The 15,280-nt window shown below is 58.8% G+C and carries 15 protein-coding genes; 13 read left to right on the top strand and 2 right to left on the bottom strand.

All coding sequences use genetic code 11. The features are described from left to right. Positions 1-3 precede the first annotated feature (3 nt). The 13 genes from nuoG (at position 4) to AC2TDJ_RS15505 (ending at position 14,000) form a co-directional block, all read left to right on the top strand. A complete protein-coding gene (gene nuoG / locus AC2TDJ_RS15565; RefSeq protein ID WP_480843487.1) occupies positions 4-2,025 on the top strand; it encodes an NADH-quinone oxidoreductase subunit NuoG in 2,022 nt (673 codons plus the stop codon). A gap of 204 nt (positions 2,026-2,229) precedes the next feature. Continuing rightward, positions 2,230-3,267 (top strand): NADH-quinone oxidoreductase subunit NuoH, encoded by a 1,038-nt coding sequence (nuoH, locus tag AC2TDJ_RS15560; RefSeq protein WP_480843485.1) that lies wholly within the window; start codon positions 2,230-2,232, stop codon positions 3,265-3,267. Position 3,268: 1 nt separating this feature from the next. Next, a complete protein-coding gene (gene nuoI / locus AC2TDJ_RS15555; protein WP_480843483.1) occupies positions 3,269-3,763 on the top strand; it encodes an NADH-quinone oxidoreductase subunit NuoI in 495 nt (164 codons plus the stop codon). Then, positions 3,760-4,170, top strand: coding sequence for a carboxymuconolactone decarboxylase family protein (locus AC2TDJ_RS15550; RefSeq protein WP_170476531.1), 411 nt, complete (start codon positions 3,760-3,762; stop codon positions 4,168-4,170). Before nuoI ends, AC2TDJ_RS15550 begins: the two co-directional genes overlap by 4 nt. After that, entirely contained in the window at positions 4,167-4,769 is a 603-nt protein-coding gene (locus AC2TDJ_RS15545; protein WP_171722961.1) for an NADH-quinone oxidoreductase subunit J, read from the top strand. Before AC2TDJ_RS15550 ends, AC2TDJ_RS15545 begins: the two co-directional genes overlap by 4 nt. Continuing rightward, positions 4,766-5,254: a hypothetical protein gene (locus AC2TDJ_RS15540; protein ID WP_480843482.1), complete on the top strand. Its 489-nt coding sequence runs from the start codon at positions 4,766-4,768 to the stop codon at positions 5,252-5,254. The genes AC2TDJ_RS15545 and AC2TDJ_RS15540 overlap by 4 nt, the downstream gene beginning before the upstream one ends. Positions 5,255-5,258: 4 nt before the next feature. Beyond that, positions 5,259-5,564, top strand: coding sequence for an NADH-quinone oxidoreductase subunit NuoK (gene nuoK / locus AC2TDJ_RS15535; RefSeq protein WP_480843480.1), 306 nt, complete (start codon positions 5,259-5,261; stop codon positions 5,562-5,564). 6 nt (positions 5,565-5,570) lie between these two features. After that, positions 5,571-7,739 (top strand): NADH-quinone oxidoreductase subunit L, encoded by a 2,169-nt coding sequence (gene nuoL / locus AC2TDJ_RS15530; protein ID WP_480843478.1) that lies wholly within the window; start codon positions 5,571-5,573, stop codon positions 7,737-7,739. Beyond that, entirely contained in the window at positions 7,739-9,283 is a 1,545-nt protein-coding gene (locus AC2TDJ_RS15525; RefSeq protein ID WP_480843477.1) for an NADH-quinone oxidoreductase subunit M, read from the top strand. Before nuoL ends, AC2TDJ_RS15525 begins: the two co-directional genes overlap by 1 nt. 15 nt (positions 9,284-9,298) lie before the next feature. After that, entirely contained in the window at positions 9,299-10,741 is a 1,443-nt protein-coding gene (nuoN, locus tag AC2TDJ_RS15520; RefSeq protein WP_480843475.1) for an NADH-quinone oxidoreductase subunit NuoN, read from the top strand. A 54-nt stretch (positions 10,742-10,795) separates the two neighbouring features. Continuing rightward, on the top strand, positions 10,796-11,545 hold the full coding sequence (locus AC2TDJ_RS15515; protein ID WP_480843670.1) for a biotin--[acetyl-CoA-carboxylase] ligase: 750 nt from the start codon (positions 10,796-10,798) through the stop codon (positions 11,543-11,545). Positions 11,546-11,556: 11 nt separating this feature from the next. Next, entirely contained in the window at positions 11,557-12,336 is a 780-nt protein-coding gene (locus AC2TDJ_RS15510; RefSeq protein WP_480843473.1) for a type III pantothenate kinase, read from the top strand. Continuing rightward, the gene (locus AC2TDJ_RS15505; RefSeq protein WP_480843472.1) at positions 12,333-14,000 is read left to right on the top strand and encodes a ribonuclease J; all 1,668 of its coding nucleotides are present in this window, start codon (positions 12,333-12,335) and stop codon (positions 13,998-14,000) included. The genes AC2TDJ_RS15510 and AC2TDJ_RS15505 overlap by 4 nt, the downstream gene beginning before the upstream one ends. A 5-nt stretch (positions 14,001-14,005) precedes the next feature. Here AC2TDJ_RS15505 and AC2TDJ_RS15500 read toward each other — a convergent pair whose 3' ends face one another. Further along, positions 14,006-14,707, bottom strand: a complete 702-nt coding sequence (locus AC2TDJ_RS15500; protein ID WP_480843470.1) for an NUDIX hydrolase — start codon at positions 14,705-14,707, stop codon at positions 14,006-14,008. After that, positions 14,704-15,102 carry a DUF983 domain-containing protein gene (locus tag AC2TDJ_RS15495; RefSeq protein WP_480843468.1) on the bottom strand — a complete coding sequence of 133 codons (399 nt, stop codon included), beginning with the start codon at positions 15,100-15,102 and terminating at the stop codon, positions 14,704-14,706. The genes AC2TDJ_RS15500 and AC2TDJ_RS15495 overlap by 4 nt, the downstream gene beginning before the upstream one ends. Positions 15,103-15,280: the final 178 nt, after the last annotated feature.

Raw genomic sequence — 15,280 nt, 5'->3', positions numbered from 1 at the left:
GCCATGTCTGACCTCCGCAAGATCAATATCGACGGGCAGGAAATCGAAGTCGATGGTGCGATGACCCTGATTCAGGCTTGTGAGCAAGCCGGGGTCGAGGTGCCGCGTTTCTGCTATCACGAGCGTCTGTCGATCGCCGGTAACTGCCGGATGTGTCTGGTTGAGGTCGTAGGCGGGCCGCCGAAACCGGCGGCCTCGTGCGCGATGCAGGTGCGTGATCTTCGACCGGGGCCGGAAGGGCAACCTCCAGTGGTCAAAACCAACTCGCCCATGGTCAAAAAGGCCCGCGAGGGGGTGATGGAGTTCCTTCTCATCAACCACCCACTGGATTGCCCGATCTGCGATCAGGGTGGCGAGTGTGACCTTCAGGATCAGGCCATGGCCTATGGAATGTCCGGTACGCGCTTCAAAGAAGCCAAGCGCGCGGTGGATGATCTGGATCTGGGGCCGCTTGTCGGCACTGCGATGACCCGCTGTATCAGCTGCACCCGCTGCGTGCGTTTTACGACCGAGGTCGCGGGGATCACCCAGATGGGCCAGACCGGGCGGGGCGAGGATGCCGAGATCACCTCGTATCTGAACCAGACTTTGGATTCGAACCTGCAGGGCAACATCATCGATCTGTGCCCGGTTGGTGCGCTGACCTCGAAACCTTACGCCTTTACCGCACGTCCGTGGGAACTGACGAAAACGGAATCCATCGACGTGATGGATGCCTTGGGTTCGAACATCCGCGTGGACACCAAAGGCCGCGAAGTGATGCGCTTTTTGCCGCGCAACCATGATGGCGTGAACGAAGAGTGGATCAGCGACAAGACGCGGTTCGTCTGGGACGGCCTGCGGCGACAGCGTCTGGACACGCCTTATGTCCGCGAAGCCGGCAAACTGCGTCCGGCTACGTGGCCCGAGGCACTGAGCAAAGCTGCCGAGGCGCTGAAAGGGGCTGAGAAACCTGCCGGGATCGTAGGTGATCTGGCCCCGGTTGAGGCCGCATTTGCGCTGAAGCAGATGATCGAAGGGCAGGGCGGCGTCGTCGAATGCCGTACGGATGGGGCAAGGTTGCCTGCGGGCAACCGGGGGGCCTATGCGGGCACTGCCGCGATTGAGGACATCGACACGGCCGAGCGTATTCTGCTGATCGGCACCAACCCGCGCGATGAGGCGCCGGTTCTGAACGCGCGCATTCGCAAGGCTTGGGCGCATGGGGCCGAGGTGGCTCTGGTCGGGCCTGCTGTCGATCTGACCTATGAATATCATCACGTAGGCGACGACCGGGCAGCTCTGCAACAGGTCGTCGGAATGGGTGGCGATGATGAGATCAAAGGCAAGGCGTCACTGGTCATCGTGGGGCAGGGGGCATTGCAAGAGGCCGATGGCGCGGCAGTTCTGGCCGCCGCGCAAACCGTTGCTGCGAACACGGAAAGTGGCCTGATCGTTCTGCATACCGCCGCCTCGCGCGTGGGTGCGATGGATGTGGATGCCACCAACGAAGGCGGCATGGATGCGGTCAGCTCGGCAGACGTGATTTATAACCTCGGTGCGGATGAAGTCGAAATCGGCGACGGGGCTTTCGTTATCTATCAAGGCAGCCATGGTGACCGAGGCGCACACCGCGCTGATGTTATCCTTCCGGGTGCCGCCTATACCGAGGAAAACGGGTTGTTCGTGAACACCGAAGGCCGCCCGCAACTGGCCATGCGCGCCGGGTTTGCACCGGGTGAGGCCAAGGAAAACTGGGCGATCCTGCGGGCGTTGTCCGCCGAACTTGGGGCGACGCTGCCATATGACTCGCTGGCGCAACTGCGCACCGCGCTGATCGAAGCCGTGCCGCATCTGGCCCGCATCGACGAAGTGATCGAGAACGAGATCCAAGCGCTGGACGCGGGTTCTCTGGGCAAGGCGACCTTCCGGTACGCGATCAAGGATTTCTACCTGACCAACCCGATTGCGCGCGCGTCGCAGTTGATGGCGGAGCTTTCAGCGAAGGCGCAGGCCCGCAAATCCGAGAAGATCGCGGCGGAATGAACCAGAGTTGTTTCATATCGCAGGCAAACGCGACTGCCGGGTGGCAGTACGCTGCGCCCGATTTGTGTGTGAAACCCAAGATTAAGGGTGGCGCAATGGCGGCAGATGCTGTTTACACCAACGCGCCGACCCAGCCGCTTAGTGCGCAGGCATCTGGCCTTTGCATCGCTCGCGGAAAACGGAATACCCACGGTGTGAGGACCAATGGCTGAATTCTTTAACACCCCAGGCGGAATAGCCATCATCATTCTGGCGCAAGTGCTTGCAGTCGTTGCGTTTGTGATGATCTCGCTGTTGTTCCTTGTTTACGGCGACCGCAAAATCTGGGCCGCTGTCCAGATGCGCCGCGGCCCGAACGTGGTGGGCGTCTATGGCCTGCTGCAATCAGTGGCGGACGCGCTGAAATATGTGGTCAAAGAAGTGGTCATCCCTGCCGGGGCCGACCGCACGGTGTTCATTCTCGCGCCGCTGACATCCTTCGTTTTGGCGATGATCGCCTGGGCAGTGATCCCGTTTAACGATGGTTGGGTTCTGTCGGATATCAACGTCGCTATCCTTTATGTCTTCGCCGTCTCCTCGCTCGAGGTTTATGGCGTGATCATGGGCGGTTGGGCGTCAAACTCAAAGTACCCGTTCCTTGGCTCGCTGCGGTCTGCGGCGCAGATGATCTCTTACGAAGTGTCCATCGGTCTGATCATCATCGGTGTGATTATCTCGACCGGTTCGATGAACTTTGGCGACATCGTACACGCGCAGGATGGCCGTTTCGGTTTCTTCAGCTGGTACTGGCTGCCGCATTTCCCGATGGTGTTCCTGTTTTTCATCTCAGCGCTGGCCGAAACAAACCGACCTCCGTTCGATCTGCCCGAGGCGGAATCGGAACTGGTTGCGGGTTATCAGGTCGAATACTCGGCCACACCCTTCCTGCTGTTCATGGCCGGTGAATACATCGCGATCTTCCTGATGTGTGCCCTGACCACACTGCTGTTCTTCGGCGGCTGGCTGTCACCGATCCCGGGTCTGCCCGACGGCGTGCTGTGGATGGTCGGCAAGATGGCATTCTTCTTCTTCATCTTCGCGATGGTCAAGGCAATCACGCCGCGCTACCGCTATGACCAGTTGATGCGCTTGGGCTGGAAAGTGTTCCTGCCGTTCTCGCTGGCTTGGGTTGTCTTCGTGGCATTTGCTGCAAAATTCGACTGGTTCTGGGGCGCGTTCGCGCGTTGGAGCGTAGGAGGCTGATATGACCCAAATCGACTACACCCGCGCTGCCAAGTACTTCCTTCTGCAGGACTTCTGGGTCGGCATGAAGCTGGGACTGAAGTACTTCTTCTCTCCTAAAGCCACCATCAACTACCCGCACGAAAAGGGCCCTCTGTCGCCGCGCTTTCGGGGCGAACACGCCTTACGCCGTTATCCGAACGGCGAGGAACGCTGTATCGCCTGCAAACTGTGCGAGGCGATCTGTCCGGCGCAGGCCATCACCATCGACGCCGAACCGCGCGAAGACGGCAGCCGCCGCACCACGCGCTATGACATCGACATGACCAAGTGTATCTATTGCGGCTTCTGCCAAGAGGCGTGCCCGGTCGATGCCATCGTCGAAGGCCCGAACTTTGAATTCGCCACCGAGACCCGCGAAGAGCTTTTCTATGACAAGGAAAAACTGCTGGATAACGGCGAACGCTGGGAAGCCGAAATCGCCCGCAATCTGGAAATGGACGCGCCGTACAGATGAGTGACAGCCCGACAAATCCGTTCGAGCTGATGATGAAGCAGGCTCAGGACATGGCCAAGGCGATGAACCCGGCGATGGAAAGCTTCTCGCCCAAAGGGTTCGAGGCGCTGTGGCCGACCATGCCCAAAGAGGTCATGGAAATGATGTTCGGCAACACCGTCAACAAGGACGGGCTGGACGCCAAGACCCGCCTGCTTCTGACGCTGGCCGGGCTGACCTGTCAGGGCGCACAGGCGGACTCGGCCGTGCGCCAGACCGTGCGTCACGCGTTGGAAGCTGGTGCCAAGAAACAAGAGATCGTGGAAACGATCGGTCAGATGTCGGTCTTTGCCGGCATCCCGGCCATGACCCGCGCGCTGGACCTTGCGCAAGAGGTCATGGGCGACAACGAGGATGAGGATCAATGACCGTCTTTGCCTTCTATCTGTTTGCCATCAGCGCCATCACCGGCGGGCTGTTCACGGTGATCAGCCGTCAGCCAGTGCACTCGGTGCTGTGGCTGATCCTGTCCTTCCTGTCTGCGGCGGGGCTGTTCGTGCTGCTGGGGGCCGAGTTCGTGGCGATGCTGTTGATCATCGTCTATGTCGGCGCGGTCGCGGTTCTGTTCCTCTTCGTGGTGATGATGCTGGATGTGGACTTTGCCGAACTCAAGGCCGAGATGGCGCGCTATATGCCGCTGGCCCTGTTGATCGGTCTGGTGATCCTGATGCAGTTCGTCATGGCCTTCGGGGCATGGGATAGCGCGCAGGGTGCTGCCGAAAATCTGGCGCAGCCGGTCCCGACTGACCGCCACAACACCGAGGCGCTGGGTGTCATCCTTTACGATCAATACTTCCTTCTTTTCCAACTTGCGGGCCTGATCCTGCTGGTGGCCATGATCGGCGCCATTGTTCTGACGCTGCGCCACCGTCAGGACATCAAGCGTCAGGACATCGTCGGCCAGATGATGCGCGACCCGGCCAAGGCGATGGAGTTGAAGGACGTGAAACCGGGGCAGGGGTTGTGAGCTTCAAAGCCTTCATATCTGGCTTTGCCGTGGCAAGTATGCCTTTGTCAGTGTTCGCGTTTCCAATGGCGGATTGCGATGGACAACCGTTGTTGTCACATCATTGGATTGAAAGCGGGCATCAAATCATCGGCCCTGGGGTTGTTTCCTACCAAGAAGTTTGCGGCATTTGCGATGATGATACAGGATTTGTTGACACAGAAACTCTTATCATCTCTGCCTGTGAGACAGGACGGACATTGATGTCTGTCACAAGGCTTCGACGAGATTTGGATCAAACAAGTTTCGATGGGTCTGATGAAGCGACTGAAATATTAGCTCAGTTTGCGTCATCGGAAACAAGCTACTCGTGGGAGTCTTTGAAATCCACGCTCGAACAAAGTGACTTCCAGGTCGAAGAATACATGGAATCGAAAGAAAACTGCGCGTGTGCCGCTGCGTTCCCAGAGCTTCGCAATGGGAAAGAGAAATTCGAGGGACTATGAGACGATGATCGGACTTGAACACTATCTTACGGTCGCGGCGACGCTGTTCGTCATCGGCATCTTCGGTCTCTTCCTGAACCGCAAGAACGTCATCATCCTGCTGATGAGTATCGAAATGATGCTCTTGGCGGTGAATATCAACCTCGTGGCGTTTTCCAGTTTCCTAGGCGATTTGGTCGGGCAGGTGTTTACGCTGTTCGTGCTGACCGTGGCGGCCGCTGAGGCGGCGATTGGTCTGGCCATTCTGGTCTGCTTCTTCCGCAACCGCGGCACCATCGCGGTTGAAGACGTCAATATGATGAAGGGGTAAGAGAACATGGAAACCACCATCCTCTTTGCCCCGCTGGTGGGCGCGCTGCTCTGCGGGTTTGGCTGGAGATTCATTGGCGAGAAGGCCGCCATGTGGACCGCCACGGGCCTGCTGTTCCTGGCCTGTCTGCTCAGTTGGATCGTTTTCTTCACGTTCGACGGTCAAACCCAGCAGATCGAAGTCATGCGCTGGATCGAAAGCGGGTCGTTGTCGACAAGCTGGGCCATTCGCCTGGACCGCCTGACCGCGATCATGCTGATCGTGGTGACGACTGTTTCGGCGCTCGTGCACCTTTATTCCTTTGGCTATATGGATCACGACCCGCAATGGCGCGAGGGCGAGAGCTATAAGCCGCGCTTCTTTGCCTATCTGTCGTTCTTCACCTTCGCCATGCTGATGCTGGTGACAGCCGACAATTTGGTGCAGATGTTCTTTGGCTGGGAAGGCGTGGGCGTCGCGTCTTATCTGCTGATCGGTTTCTATTACCGCAAACCTTCGGCCAATGCCGCCGCGATCAAGGCGTTCATCGTCAACCGGGTGGGTGACTTTGGCTTTGCGCTTGGCATCTTTGCACTGTTCTTCCTGACGGACAGCATCAACTTTTCGGATGTTTTTGCCGCTGCGCCGACAATGGCGGAAACCCAGTTGACGTTCCTGTGGGGTGAGTGGACCGCAATCGAAATCGTCTGCGTGCTGCTGTTAATCGGCGCGATGGGTAAGTCGGCTCAGCTGATCCTGCACACCTGGCTGCCGGATGCGATGGAAGGCCCGACCCCTGTGTCCGCGCTGATCCACGCCGCGACCATGGTGACCGCAGGTGTGTTCCTGGTCTGCCGTATGTCGCCGTTGATGGAGTTCGCGCCGGGCGCGACCGGATTCATCACCTTCCTTGGCGCGTCCACGGCGTTTTTTGCGGCGACCGTGGGTCTGGTCCAGACCGACATCAAACGCGTTATCGCCTATTCGACCTGTTCCCAGCTTGGATACATGTTCGTGGCGGCTGGTGTAGGCATGTACTCGGCCGCGATGTTCCACTTGCTGACGCACGCCTTCTTCAAGGCATTGTTGTTCCTCGGGGCCGGTTCGGTGATCCACGCGATGCATCACGAGCAGGAGATGACCGAATACGGTGGGTTGAGGAAAAAGATCCCATACACCTTCTGGGCGATGATGATCGGAACGCTGGCCATCACCGGTGTCGGTATCCCGCTGACGACGATAGGGTTTGCCGGGTTCTTGTCGAAGGACGCAATCATCGAAAGCGCCTATGCGGGTGGAACCGGGTATGCGTTCTGGATGCTCGTGATCGCGGCGATGTTCACCTCGTTCTATAGCTGGCGTCTGATCTTCCTGACCTTCTACGGTGAGCCGCGCGGCGACAAGCACACGCATGAGCACGCGCATGAAAGCCCGATGTCCATGCTGGTGCCGCTGGGCGTCCTGTCGCTGGGCGCGGTCTTCTCGGGGATGATCTGGTACAGCAACTTCTTTGGGCATGCCGACAAAGTGGGCAAGTTCTATGGCATTCCGATGGCCGAGGCCGCGGCGCATGCAGAGGCGGGCGACCATGCCGCTGCTGATGCGGGTCATGGTGACGAGGCTCATGCAGATACTGCCCAAGCAGGCGAAGGTCATGGCGAGGCTGAATTGGCAGATGACGGGCACGGAGAAACCGCGTCTGAGGGTGGCGGCGATCACCATTATGTCTTTGCGGGCCTGCCGGGTGAGGGAGCAATGTATATCGCACCTGACAACCACGTTCTGGATGACGCGCACGCGGCCCCGAAATGGGTCAAGGTTTCGCCCTTTGTTGCAATGGTGCTGGGCTTTGTTGTGGCCTACTGGTTCTACATCGTGAACACGTCGCTGCCGGCACGTCTGGCCGCAAACCAGCGCCCGCTGTACCTGTTCCTGCTGAACAAATGGTACTTTGACGAAATCTACGATGCCGTTTTCGTCAAGCCGACCATCGCGCTGGGCCGCTTCCTGTGGAAACGCGGTGATGGCAATACCATCGACGGCTTCCTGAACGGGGTCGCTATGGGTGTCGTTCCCTTCTTCACCCGCCTCGCAGGCAAGGCACAGACGGGCTACATCTTTACTTACGCCTTCTGGATGGTTCTGGGCATCGCCGCCCTTATCACCTGGATGTCGATTGGCGGAGGCGCACAATAATGGATAATATCCTCTCCATCGTCACCTTCATCCCCGCCATCGCAGCAGGCATCCTTGCCCTGTTCCTGCATGGCGAGGACGCAGCCGCGCAGCGCAACGCCAAATGGGTGGCGCTGGTTGCGACGACCGTGACCTTCCTGGTCTCGATCGGCATCTACACTGGCTTTGATCCTTCGAATACCGGCTTCCAGATGGTGGAAGAGGGCCGCTGGCTGATGGGTCTGAAATACAAGATGGGCGTGGACGGGATCAGCGTTCTGTTCGTCCTGCTGACCACCTTCATCATGCCGCTGACCATTCTGGCAAGTTGGCAGGTCACCGACCGGGTCAAGGAATACATGATCGCCTTCCTGCTGCTGGAAACTCTGATGCTGGGTGTGTTCATGGCGTTGGATCTGGTGCTGTTCTACCTGTTTTTCGAAGCAGGCCTGATCCCGATGTTCCTGATCATTGGCATCTGGGGCGGCAAGGATCGCATCTACGCCAGCTTCAAGTTCTTCCTGTATACTTTCCTCGGCTCGGTGCTGATGCTGGTGGCGATGGTTGCGATGTATGCAGATGCGGGCACCACGGACATTGAAGCGCTGATGAGCCATCAGTTCTCGTCCGAAGGGTTCAGCGTGCTGGGCATCTATATCGTCGGTGGCTTGCAGACACTGATGTTCCTTGCCTTCTTCGCGTCCTTTGCGGTGAAGATGCCGATGTGGCCGGTACACACATGGCTGCCGGATGCGCACGTACAGGCACCGACCGCCGGGTCGGTGGTTCTGGCGGCGATCCTGCTGAAAATGGGCGGCTATGGCTTCCTGCGGTTCAGCCTTCCGATGTTCCCGGTGGGTTCGGCGGTGATGACCGATCTGGTGCTGTGGATGTCGGCGATTGCTGTCGTCTACACCTCGCTGGTTGCGCTGGTGCAGGAGGATATGAAGAAGCTGATCGCCTATTCCTCGGTCGCGCATATGGGCTTTGTGACCATGGGTATTTTTGCGGCGAACCAGCAGGGGATTGATGGGGCAATTTTCCAGATGCTGAGCCACGGGTTCATCTCGGCGGCGCTCTTCCTTTGTGTCGGCGTGATCTACGACCGGATGCATACCCGTGACATCGACGCGTATGGCGGTTTGGTGATCCGGATGCCCGCATACGCTCTGGTCTTCATGCTGTTCACCATGGCTAATGTCGGCCTGCCCGGCACCAGTGGGTTCATCGGAGAATTCCTGACCCTGATGGGTGCGTTCCAGGTTAACACCTGGGTGACGGCTGTTGCCGCGACTGGTGTGATCTTCTCGGCGGGCTATGCGCTGTGGCTGTATCGCCGGGTGGTCTTTGGCGATCTGATAAAGGAAAGCCTGAAAGCCATCACCGACATGAGCTCGCGCGAGCGGCTGATCTTTGCGCCGCTGGTCGTGATGACCATCCTGCTGGGCGTGTATCCGTCGCTGGTGACCGATGTGATCGGCAATTCCACCGCTGCGCTGATTTCGAACTATGACACGGCTCTGGCCGCGGCTGAGGCTGCGACCCAGACGGCCGCTTCGCATTAAGGGAGCTTTGGAGACATGATCCAGGCTGATCTGACAATAATCCTGCCGGAAATAGTTCTGGCAATCTATGCGATGGCGGCGCTGATCGGGGCTGTCTACACCACCAAGGACGGACTGGCGCCGGTTCTGGTCTGGGCCACTGCGGGGCTTATGGCGCTGCTTGCAATCTGGATTGCGACAAATGGCGACGGCACAAACGTCGCCTTCAACGGCATGTTCGTGGATGACGGTTTCGCCCGTTTCTCCAAGGTTGCGATCCTGCTTTCTGCCGCTGCCGTTCTGCTGATGAGTCAGGATTACATGGCGCGTCGTGGTCTGCTGCGGTTTGAATATCCGCTGCTGGTCGCTTTGGCCGCCGTCGGCATGATGATGATGGTCAGCGCCGGCGATTTGATGTCGCTGTATATGGGGTTGGAGCTGCAATCCCTGTCGCTATATGTCGTGGCCGCCTTGCGGCGTGACAGCGCGAAATCGACCGAAGCGGGACTGAAGTATTTTGTTCTGGGCGCGCTCAGCTCGGGCCTGCTGCTGTACGGCGCTTCGCTGGTTTACGGCTTTACTGGGACAACGCTGTTCTCGGGCATTATCCAGACGGTGCATCACGACGATATATCGATCGGGTTGCTGTTCGGTCTGGTCTTCCTGATCTCGGGGCTGGCGTTCAAGGTCTCTGCCGTGCCGTTTCACATGTGGACGCCGGATGTATATGAGGGCTCGCCCACTCCGATCACCGCGTTCTTTGCCACCGCGCCCAAGGTGGCGGCAATGGCACTGTTCGCGCGCCTGATGCATGACGCTTTTGGCGGTGTGATCCAGGATTGGCAGCAGGTGATTGTCTTGCTTTCGGTACTGTCGATGCTGCTGGGCGCTGTCGCGGCCATTGGTCAACGCGACATCAAGCGACTGATGGCATTTTCGTCGATTGCCCATATGGGCTATGCGCTGATTGGTTTGGCTGCAGGCACGGAAATGGGCGTCAAGGCGATGCTGATGTATCTGGCGATCTACGTGACCATGAACATCGGCACTTTCGCGTTCATCCTGATGATGGAGCGAGATGGCAAGCCTGTGACGGATATCGACGCGTTACGGCAGTATTCGAAACGCGATCCGGGCAAGGCGCTTGCCGTTCTGATCCTGATGTTCAGCCTTGCAGGCGTGCCCCCGATGCTGGGTTTCTTTGCCAAGTTTGGTGTCTGGCAGGCCGGTGTGGATGCAGGTCTGATCGGTTTGGTCATCGTATCGGCAATCGCCTCGGTCATCGGCGCGTTCTATTACTTGCGGATCGTGTTCTACATGTATTTCGGTGCCGAAAACGAAGATCCGATCGAAACCCGTTCCTCGCCCGTTCTGTGGGGGGCATTGATGGGTTCGGCGGCGCTGATGCTGATTGGCGTGTTCTACCAGTTCGGCATCGAAGGCGCGGCTGCGGCTGCGGCGACGACGCTTGTCAACTGACCTGAAACGATTACAGAAAAAGGAGGCTCGGTCGTGCGACCGGGCCTTTTTGACATGAGTGACTGGCCATCGGGATACGGCCTGCACGTATTGCAGGAAGTCGATAGCACTCTGAGCGAAGCCGCGCGGATCGCGCCGACGGCCACAGGCCCGGTTTGGATCATGGCGCATCATCAAACCGCGGCGCGCGGGCGGCGGGGCAGGGCGTGGGCCAACCCAAAGGGAAATCTGGCCGCCACATTGCTGATGCGACCCGAAGGTGATCCGGAGCAGGCGGCGCTTCGCAGTTTTGTTGCGGCACTGGCATTGTTTGATGCCTGTGTTGCAGTTACCGGTCGGGCAGCGGGTTTGTCCCTGAAATGGCCGAATGATGTGTTGCTGAATGGCGGCAAGCTGGCCGGAATATTGCTGGAAAGCACCGGTCAGGGGCGGGGCGTCTCGCATCTGGCCATCGGAATTGGTGTCAACCTCACCGAGGCACCCGGTGTCGATGCGATCGAACCCGGCTCGGTACGTCCCGTCTCTTTGCTGTCGGAAACCGGTGCCCACGTGACGGCCGAAGACTTTCTGACCGAATTGGCTGCTGCCTATGCCCGATACGAAACGCAATTCATCACCTATGGCTTCGAGCCGATCCGAACCGCTTGGTTGTCCCGCGCGGCCCGGTTAGGGGAGGTCATCACCGCCCGTGCCGCCGCGTCTGAGACGGTTGGCACCTTCGAAACGGTGGACGCAGGCGGCAACCTTGTCTTAAACACCGCCAAAGGCCGCGTCAGCATACCGGCGGCGGATGTGTATTTCTAAAGGGGGCGCAGATGCTTCTGGCGATTGACTGCGGCAATACCAACACCGTTTTCTCGATCTGGGACGGCGAGAAATTCCTGTGCACGCTGCGCACCTCGACCCACCATTCCCGCACGGCGGACGCCTATTTCACCTGGTATTCGACGCTGGTGAAACATTACGGCATCGAGGCGGACATAACGGACGTGATCATCTCGTCCACGGTGCCGCGCGTGGTGTTCAACCTTCGTGTCTTTGCCGACCGGTTCTTTGGTTGTAGGCCCTTGGTTGTAGGCAAACCCGAAACGCTGCTGCCCTTCAAACCACGCGTGGACGAGGGCACGCAAGTAGGCCCGGACCGGTTGGTGAACACCGCTGGCGCGTTTGACAGGCATGGCGGCGATCTGATCGTGGTGGATTTTGGGACCGCCACCACGTTCGATGTAGTCGCTCATGACGGTGCTTACGTGGGTGGAGTCATCGCGCCCGGAGTGAACCTGAGCCTTGAGGCGCTGCATCTGGCAGCGGCGGCACTGCCGCATGTCGACATATCGAAGCCGCAGAAGGTGATCGGCACCAATACTGTTGAATGCATGCAATCCGGCGTGTTCTGGGGCTATGTCGGCCTTGTGCGCGAGATTTGCGACCGCATAAAGGGCGAGGCTGCCGTGCCCATGAAAGTAATTGCAACCGGTGGGCTGGCGCCATTGTTTCAGCAAGCCGCGCACCTGTTCGACGCATTCGAAGACGATCTGACGATGCACGGATTGACCGTGATCCATCGCTATAACAAGGAAAATGGCTCAACATGAGCAGCGAAAGACTGATTTATCTGCCTCTGGGCGGTGCAGGCGAAATTGGCATGAATGCCTATGTCTACGGCTACGGAAAGCCGGGTGAGGAACGGCTGATTCTGGTCGATCTCGGGGTCGCATTCCCGGATATGGACAGCTCGCCCGGTGTGGACTTGATATTCGCCGACATTACTTGGCTGAAGGAACGTGCCGACCAGCTCGAAGCGGTTTTTGTCACCCATGCGCACGAAGACCATGTCGGAGCGGTGGCGCATTGCTACCAGTCACTGGGTGCACCGATCTATGCCCGCGCTTTCACGGCCAACATTGCCCGTCGCAAGATGGAGGATCATGGCCATCCGACCGAAGCGGTGCGGACCGTCTCGGCCTGGCCCGAGCAGGTCAAGGTGGGGCCGTTTACCGTTGGTTTTCTGCCTGTTTCCCACTCGATTCCGGAAAGCGCCGGGCTTGTGATTGACACGCCGGCAGGTCGGGTTGTGCATACCGGGGACTTCAAGCTGGACGCCAACCCGGTGGTCGGTGAACCGTTTGATCCCGATCTTTGGGCCGAGGTTGCAAAGCCGGGCGTTCAGGCGCTGGTCTGCGACAGTACCAACGTCTTTTCGACCCATCCTGGACGATCGGAATCCGAAGTCGGGCCTGAAATCACAAAACTGGTACAAGACGCCAAGGGTATGGTGATTGCGACCACATTTGCGTCAAACGTGGCGCGGGTGAAAACACTGGCCGAAGCTGGTCAGCGGGCAGGGCGTTCCGTCGTGTTGCTGGGCCGTGCCATGCGGCGGATGATCGAAGCCGCGACCGAAACGGGCATCCTGACCGATTTCCCGCGTGTCATCAGCGCCGAAGAGGCTGTGGATCTGCCGCGCCAAAACCTGATGCTGATCGTCACCGGCAGTCAGGGAGAGCGCCGAGCCGCTAGTGCGCAGCTTGCCCGCGGCAAATACCGGGGGCTTGAGGCGAAAGAAGGCGACCTGTTTCTGTTCTCTTCCAAAACCATCCCGGGCAATGAACGCGGTGTGATCCGCGTCATCAACCAGCTGAGCGAAAAAGGTGTGGATGTCGTTGATGACAGTTCGGGCCTCTATCATGTCTCGGGGCACGCGAACCGACCGGATCTGGAAAAGGTCCATGCGCTGATGGACCCGCAAATGGTTATCCCGATGCACGGTGAACACCGTCACCTGCGTGAACACGCGAAACTGGCCGAGGCAGGCGGGCGTGCCGGTGCTCTGGCGGTGAATGGCACCATGCTGGACCTGACAGGTAGTGCGCCAACAGTTGCCGACTATGTCGAGACGGGCAGGACTTATTTGGATGGCACGGTCCAGATTGGCGCATTGGATGGCGTCGTCCGAGACCGAATACGCATGGCGCTGAATGGCCATGTCACGATCACAGTCATTCTGGATGAAGAAGACGAACCGCTGGGTGAACCCTGGTGTGACACAATCGGCCTGCCGGAACTGGGAGGGTCCAGCGCGTCGATGGTTGAAATTCTGGAAGAAGATCTGAACCAGTTTCTTATGCGAGCCGACGCGAAGACGCTGCGCGACGACGACAAGCTGGAAGAGGCGCTGCGCCGGATCGTTCGGCAAAGCGCAAAGATCGAGCTGGGCAAGAAGCCCGAAGTCACCGTGGTGATCAGCCGGATGCGCTAAAAGGCTTAGCCTTCCTGCGGCATCGGAAATCCCCTGAGCTGCAGGAACAGGCTGGCTTCTTCGTTGTTAAGGAAGAAGGGAACACTCTGAGGTGGTTCGGGATCGGTTGCACGAGCGGCGATTTCGGCCAGTACCACTTCGGTGATAAAGGGCAGATCGAAATTGCGCGCCTCACGGACCTTCACCCATTGCAGATGGGACAACTCGTCCGACGCGTGGGTGAAGTCATCCAGATCGCCCTTAACCGCCTCAGCATCCACCAAAAAGAACCGGGCATCGAAGCGCCGGGGGCGTCCAGGAGGGGTGAGGGCGCGGAATACAAACTGCAGGGCGTTCGCCGCAGGCACAAACCCCATTTCGGCAAAACTCTGCCAATCCGCCGGCACTGCGTTATTCCAACGCCCCGGTTGCCCAAGGATCAGGCCCGTTTCTTCCCAAAGCTCGCGGATCGCTGCGACGGCCAGTGCATTCTCCAACCCGGGATCAGCCTGATCGGACAACCGATCAAAGCAGACACCCGGCAAAGGGGCCGCCAGCGGAATTTCGGCATCGGCAGCGTCGACCGCACCGCCGGGAAAAACAAACTTGTTCGGCATGAAGGCCGCTGCGGCCCCGCGCTGACCCATCAGGATAGATGGGTCGTCAAACCGGTCTCGCAGAACGATCACAGTTGCGGCGTTGCGGATCGCGGTTTTGTCTGTTGTCATGCGGTTTTGCCAAATCCGTGCATGCGTCGCGCCCATTGATAAGCGACGACGACGCCCTTCAGGCGGGGCAACAGGTACAATGACAGCGCCACACACCCGACGGAAAACGCAATGGCCATGGTCCACGGATCCGGTCGCCAGTGCACATAAGACACGTGCAGGGCTGGCGCCAACAGGTGACCAACGATCAGGATGGTCAGATAAGCCGGGCCATCGTCGGCCCTGTGATGAAATAACTCCTGCCCGCAGTTCGAGCATTCGTCATTGACCTTGAGATAGCTGTGCAACAGCTTGCCTTCGCCGCAACTTGGGCACTTGCATCGAAACCCACGGATAAGCGCCGGCTTGGTCGGGCGCTCATCCTCGAGCGTGGTGTCAATGGTCTGATCTGTCATTTTGATACTCGCGCGTTCAGGTCTGGCTGGTATAGCGGTTGGCCGACCTACTCGAAAAGGGGGGTGCGTCGCTTTGCGGCGGCTTGGCTGAACCTTAACAGGATTCCGGCCCGTTTCGAAGGTAGCACAAGAAAAATCGAAATTCGGCGACGGAATACCGTTGGCCCCCCGTTTTAAG

The sequence above is a fragment of the Ruegeria sp. HKCCD6647-2 genome, assembly GCF_057221075.1.
The sequence above is the reverse complement of the archived record's forward strand: the minus strand, read 5'-3'. Positions and strand labels throughout refer to the sequence as shown.

Excerpts from the sequence above, each read along its gene's own strand:
- nuoG (WP_480843487.1), top strand. The coding sequence starts at position 4 with ATGTCTGACCTCCGCAAGATCAATATCGACGGGCAGGAAATCGAAGTC.
- nuoH (WP_480843485.1), top strand. The coding sequence starts at position 2,230 with ATGGCTGAATTCTTTAACACCCCAGGCGGAATAGCCATCATCATTCTG.
- nuoI (WP_480843483.1), top strand. The coding sequence starts at position 3,269 with ATGACCCAAATCGACTACACCCGCGCTGCCAAGTACTTCCTTCTGCAG.
- AC2TDJ_RS15550 (WP_170476531.1), top strand. The coding sequence starts at position 3,760 with ATGAGTGACAGCCCGACAAATCCGTTCGAGCTGATGATGAAGCAGGCT.
- AC2TDJ_RS15545 (WP_171722961.1), top strand. The coding sequence starts at position 4,167 with ATGACCGTCTTTGCCTTCTATCTGTTTGCCATCAGCGCCATCACCGGC.
- nuoK (WP_480843480.1), top strand. The coding sequence starts at position 5,259 with ATGATCGGACTTGAACACTATCTTACGGTCGCGGCGACGCTGTTCGTC.
- nuoL (WP_480843478.1), top strand. The coding sequence starts at position 5,571 with ATGGAAACCACCATCCTCTTTGCCCCGCTGGTGGGCGCGCTGCTCTGC.
- AC2TDJ_RS15525 (WP_480843477.1), top strand. The coding sequence starts at position 7,739 with ATGGATAATATCCTCTCCATCGTCACCTTCATCCCCGCCATCGCAGCA.
- nuoN (WP_480843475.1), top strand. The coding sequence starts at position 9,299 with ATGATCCAGGCTGATCTGACAATAATCCTGCCGGAAATAGTTCTGGCA.
- AC2TDJ_RS15515 (WP_480843670.1), top strand. The coding sequence starts at position 10,796 with ATGAGTGACTGGCCATCGGGATACGGCCTGCACGTATTGCAGGAAGTC.
- AC2TDJ_RS15510 (WP_480843473.1), top strand. The coding sequence starts at position 11,557 with ATGCTTCTGGCGATTGACTGCGGCAATACCAACACCGTTTTCTCGATC.
- AC2TDJ_RS15505 (WP_480843472.1), top strand. The coding sequence starts at position 12,333 with ATGAGCAGCGAAAGACTGATTTATCTGCCTCTGGGCGGTGCAGGCGAA.
- AC2TDJ_RS15500 (WP_480843470.1), bottom strand. The coding sequence starts at position 14,707 with ATGACAACAGACAAAACCGCGATCCGCAACGCCGCAACTGTGATCGTT.
- AC2TDJ_RS15495 (WP_480843468.1), bottom strand. The coding sequence starts at position 15,102 with ATGACAGATCAGACCATTGACACCACGCTCGAGGATGAGCGCCCGACC.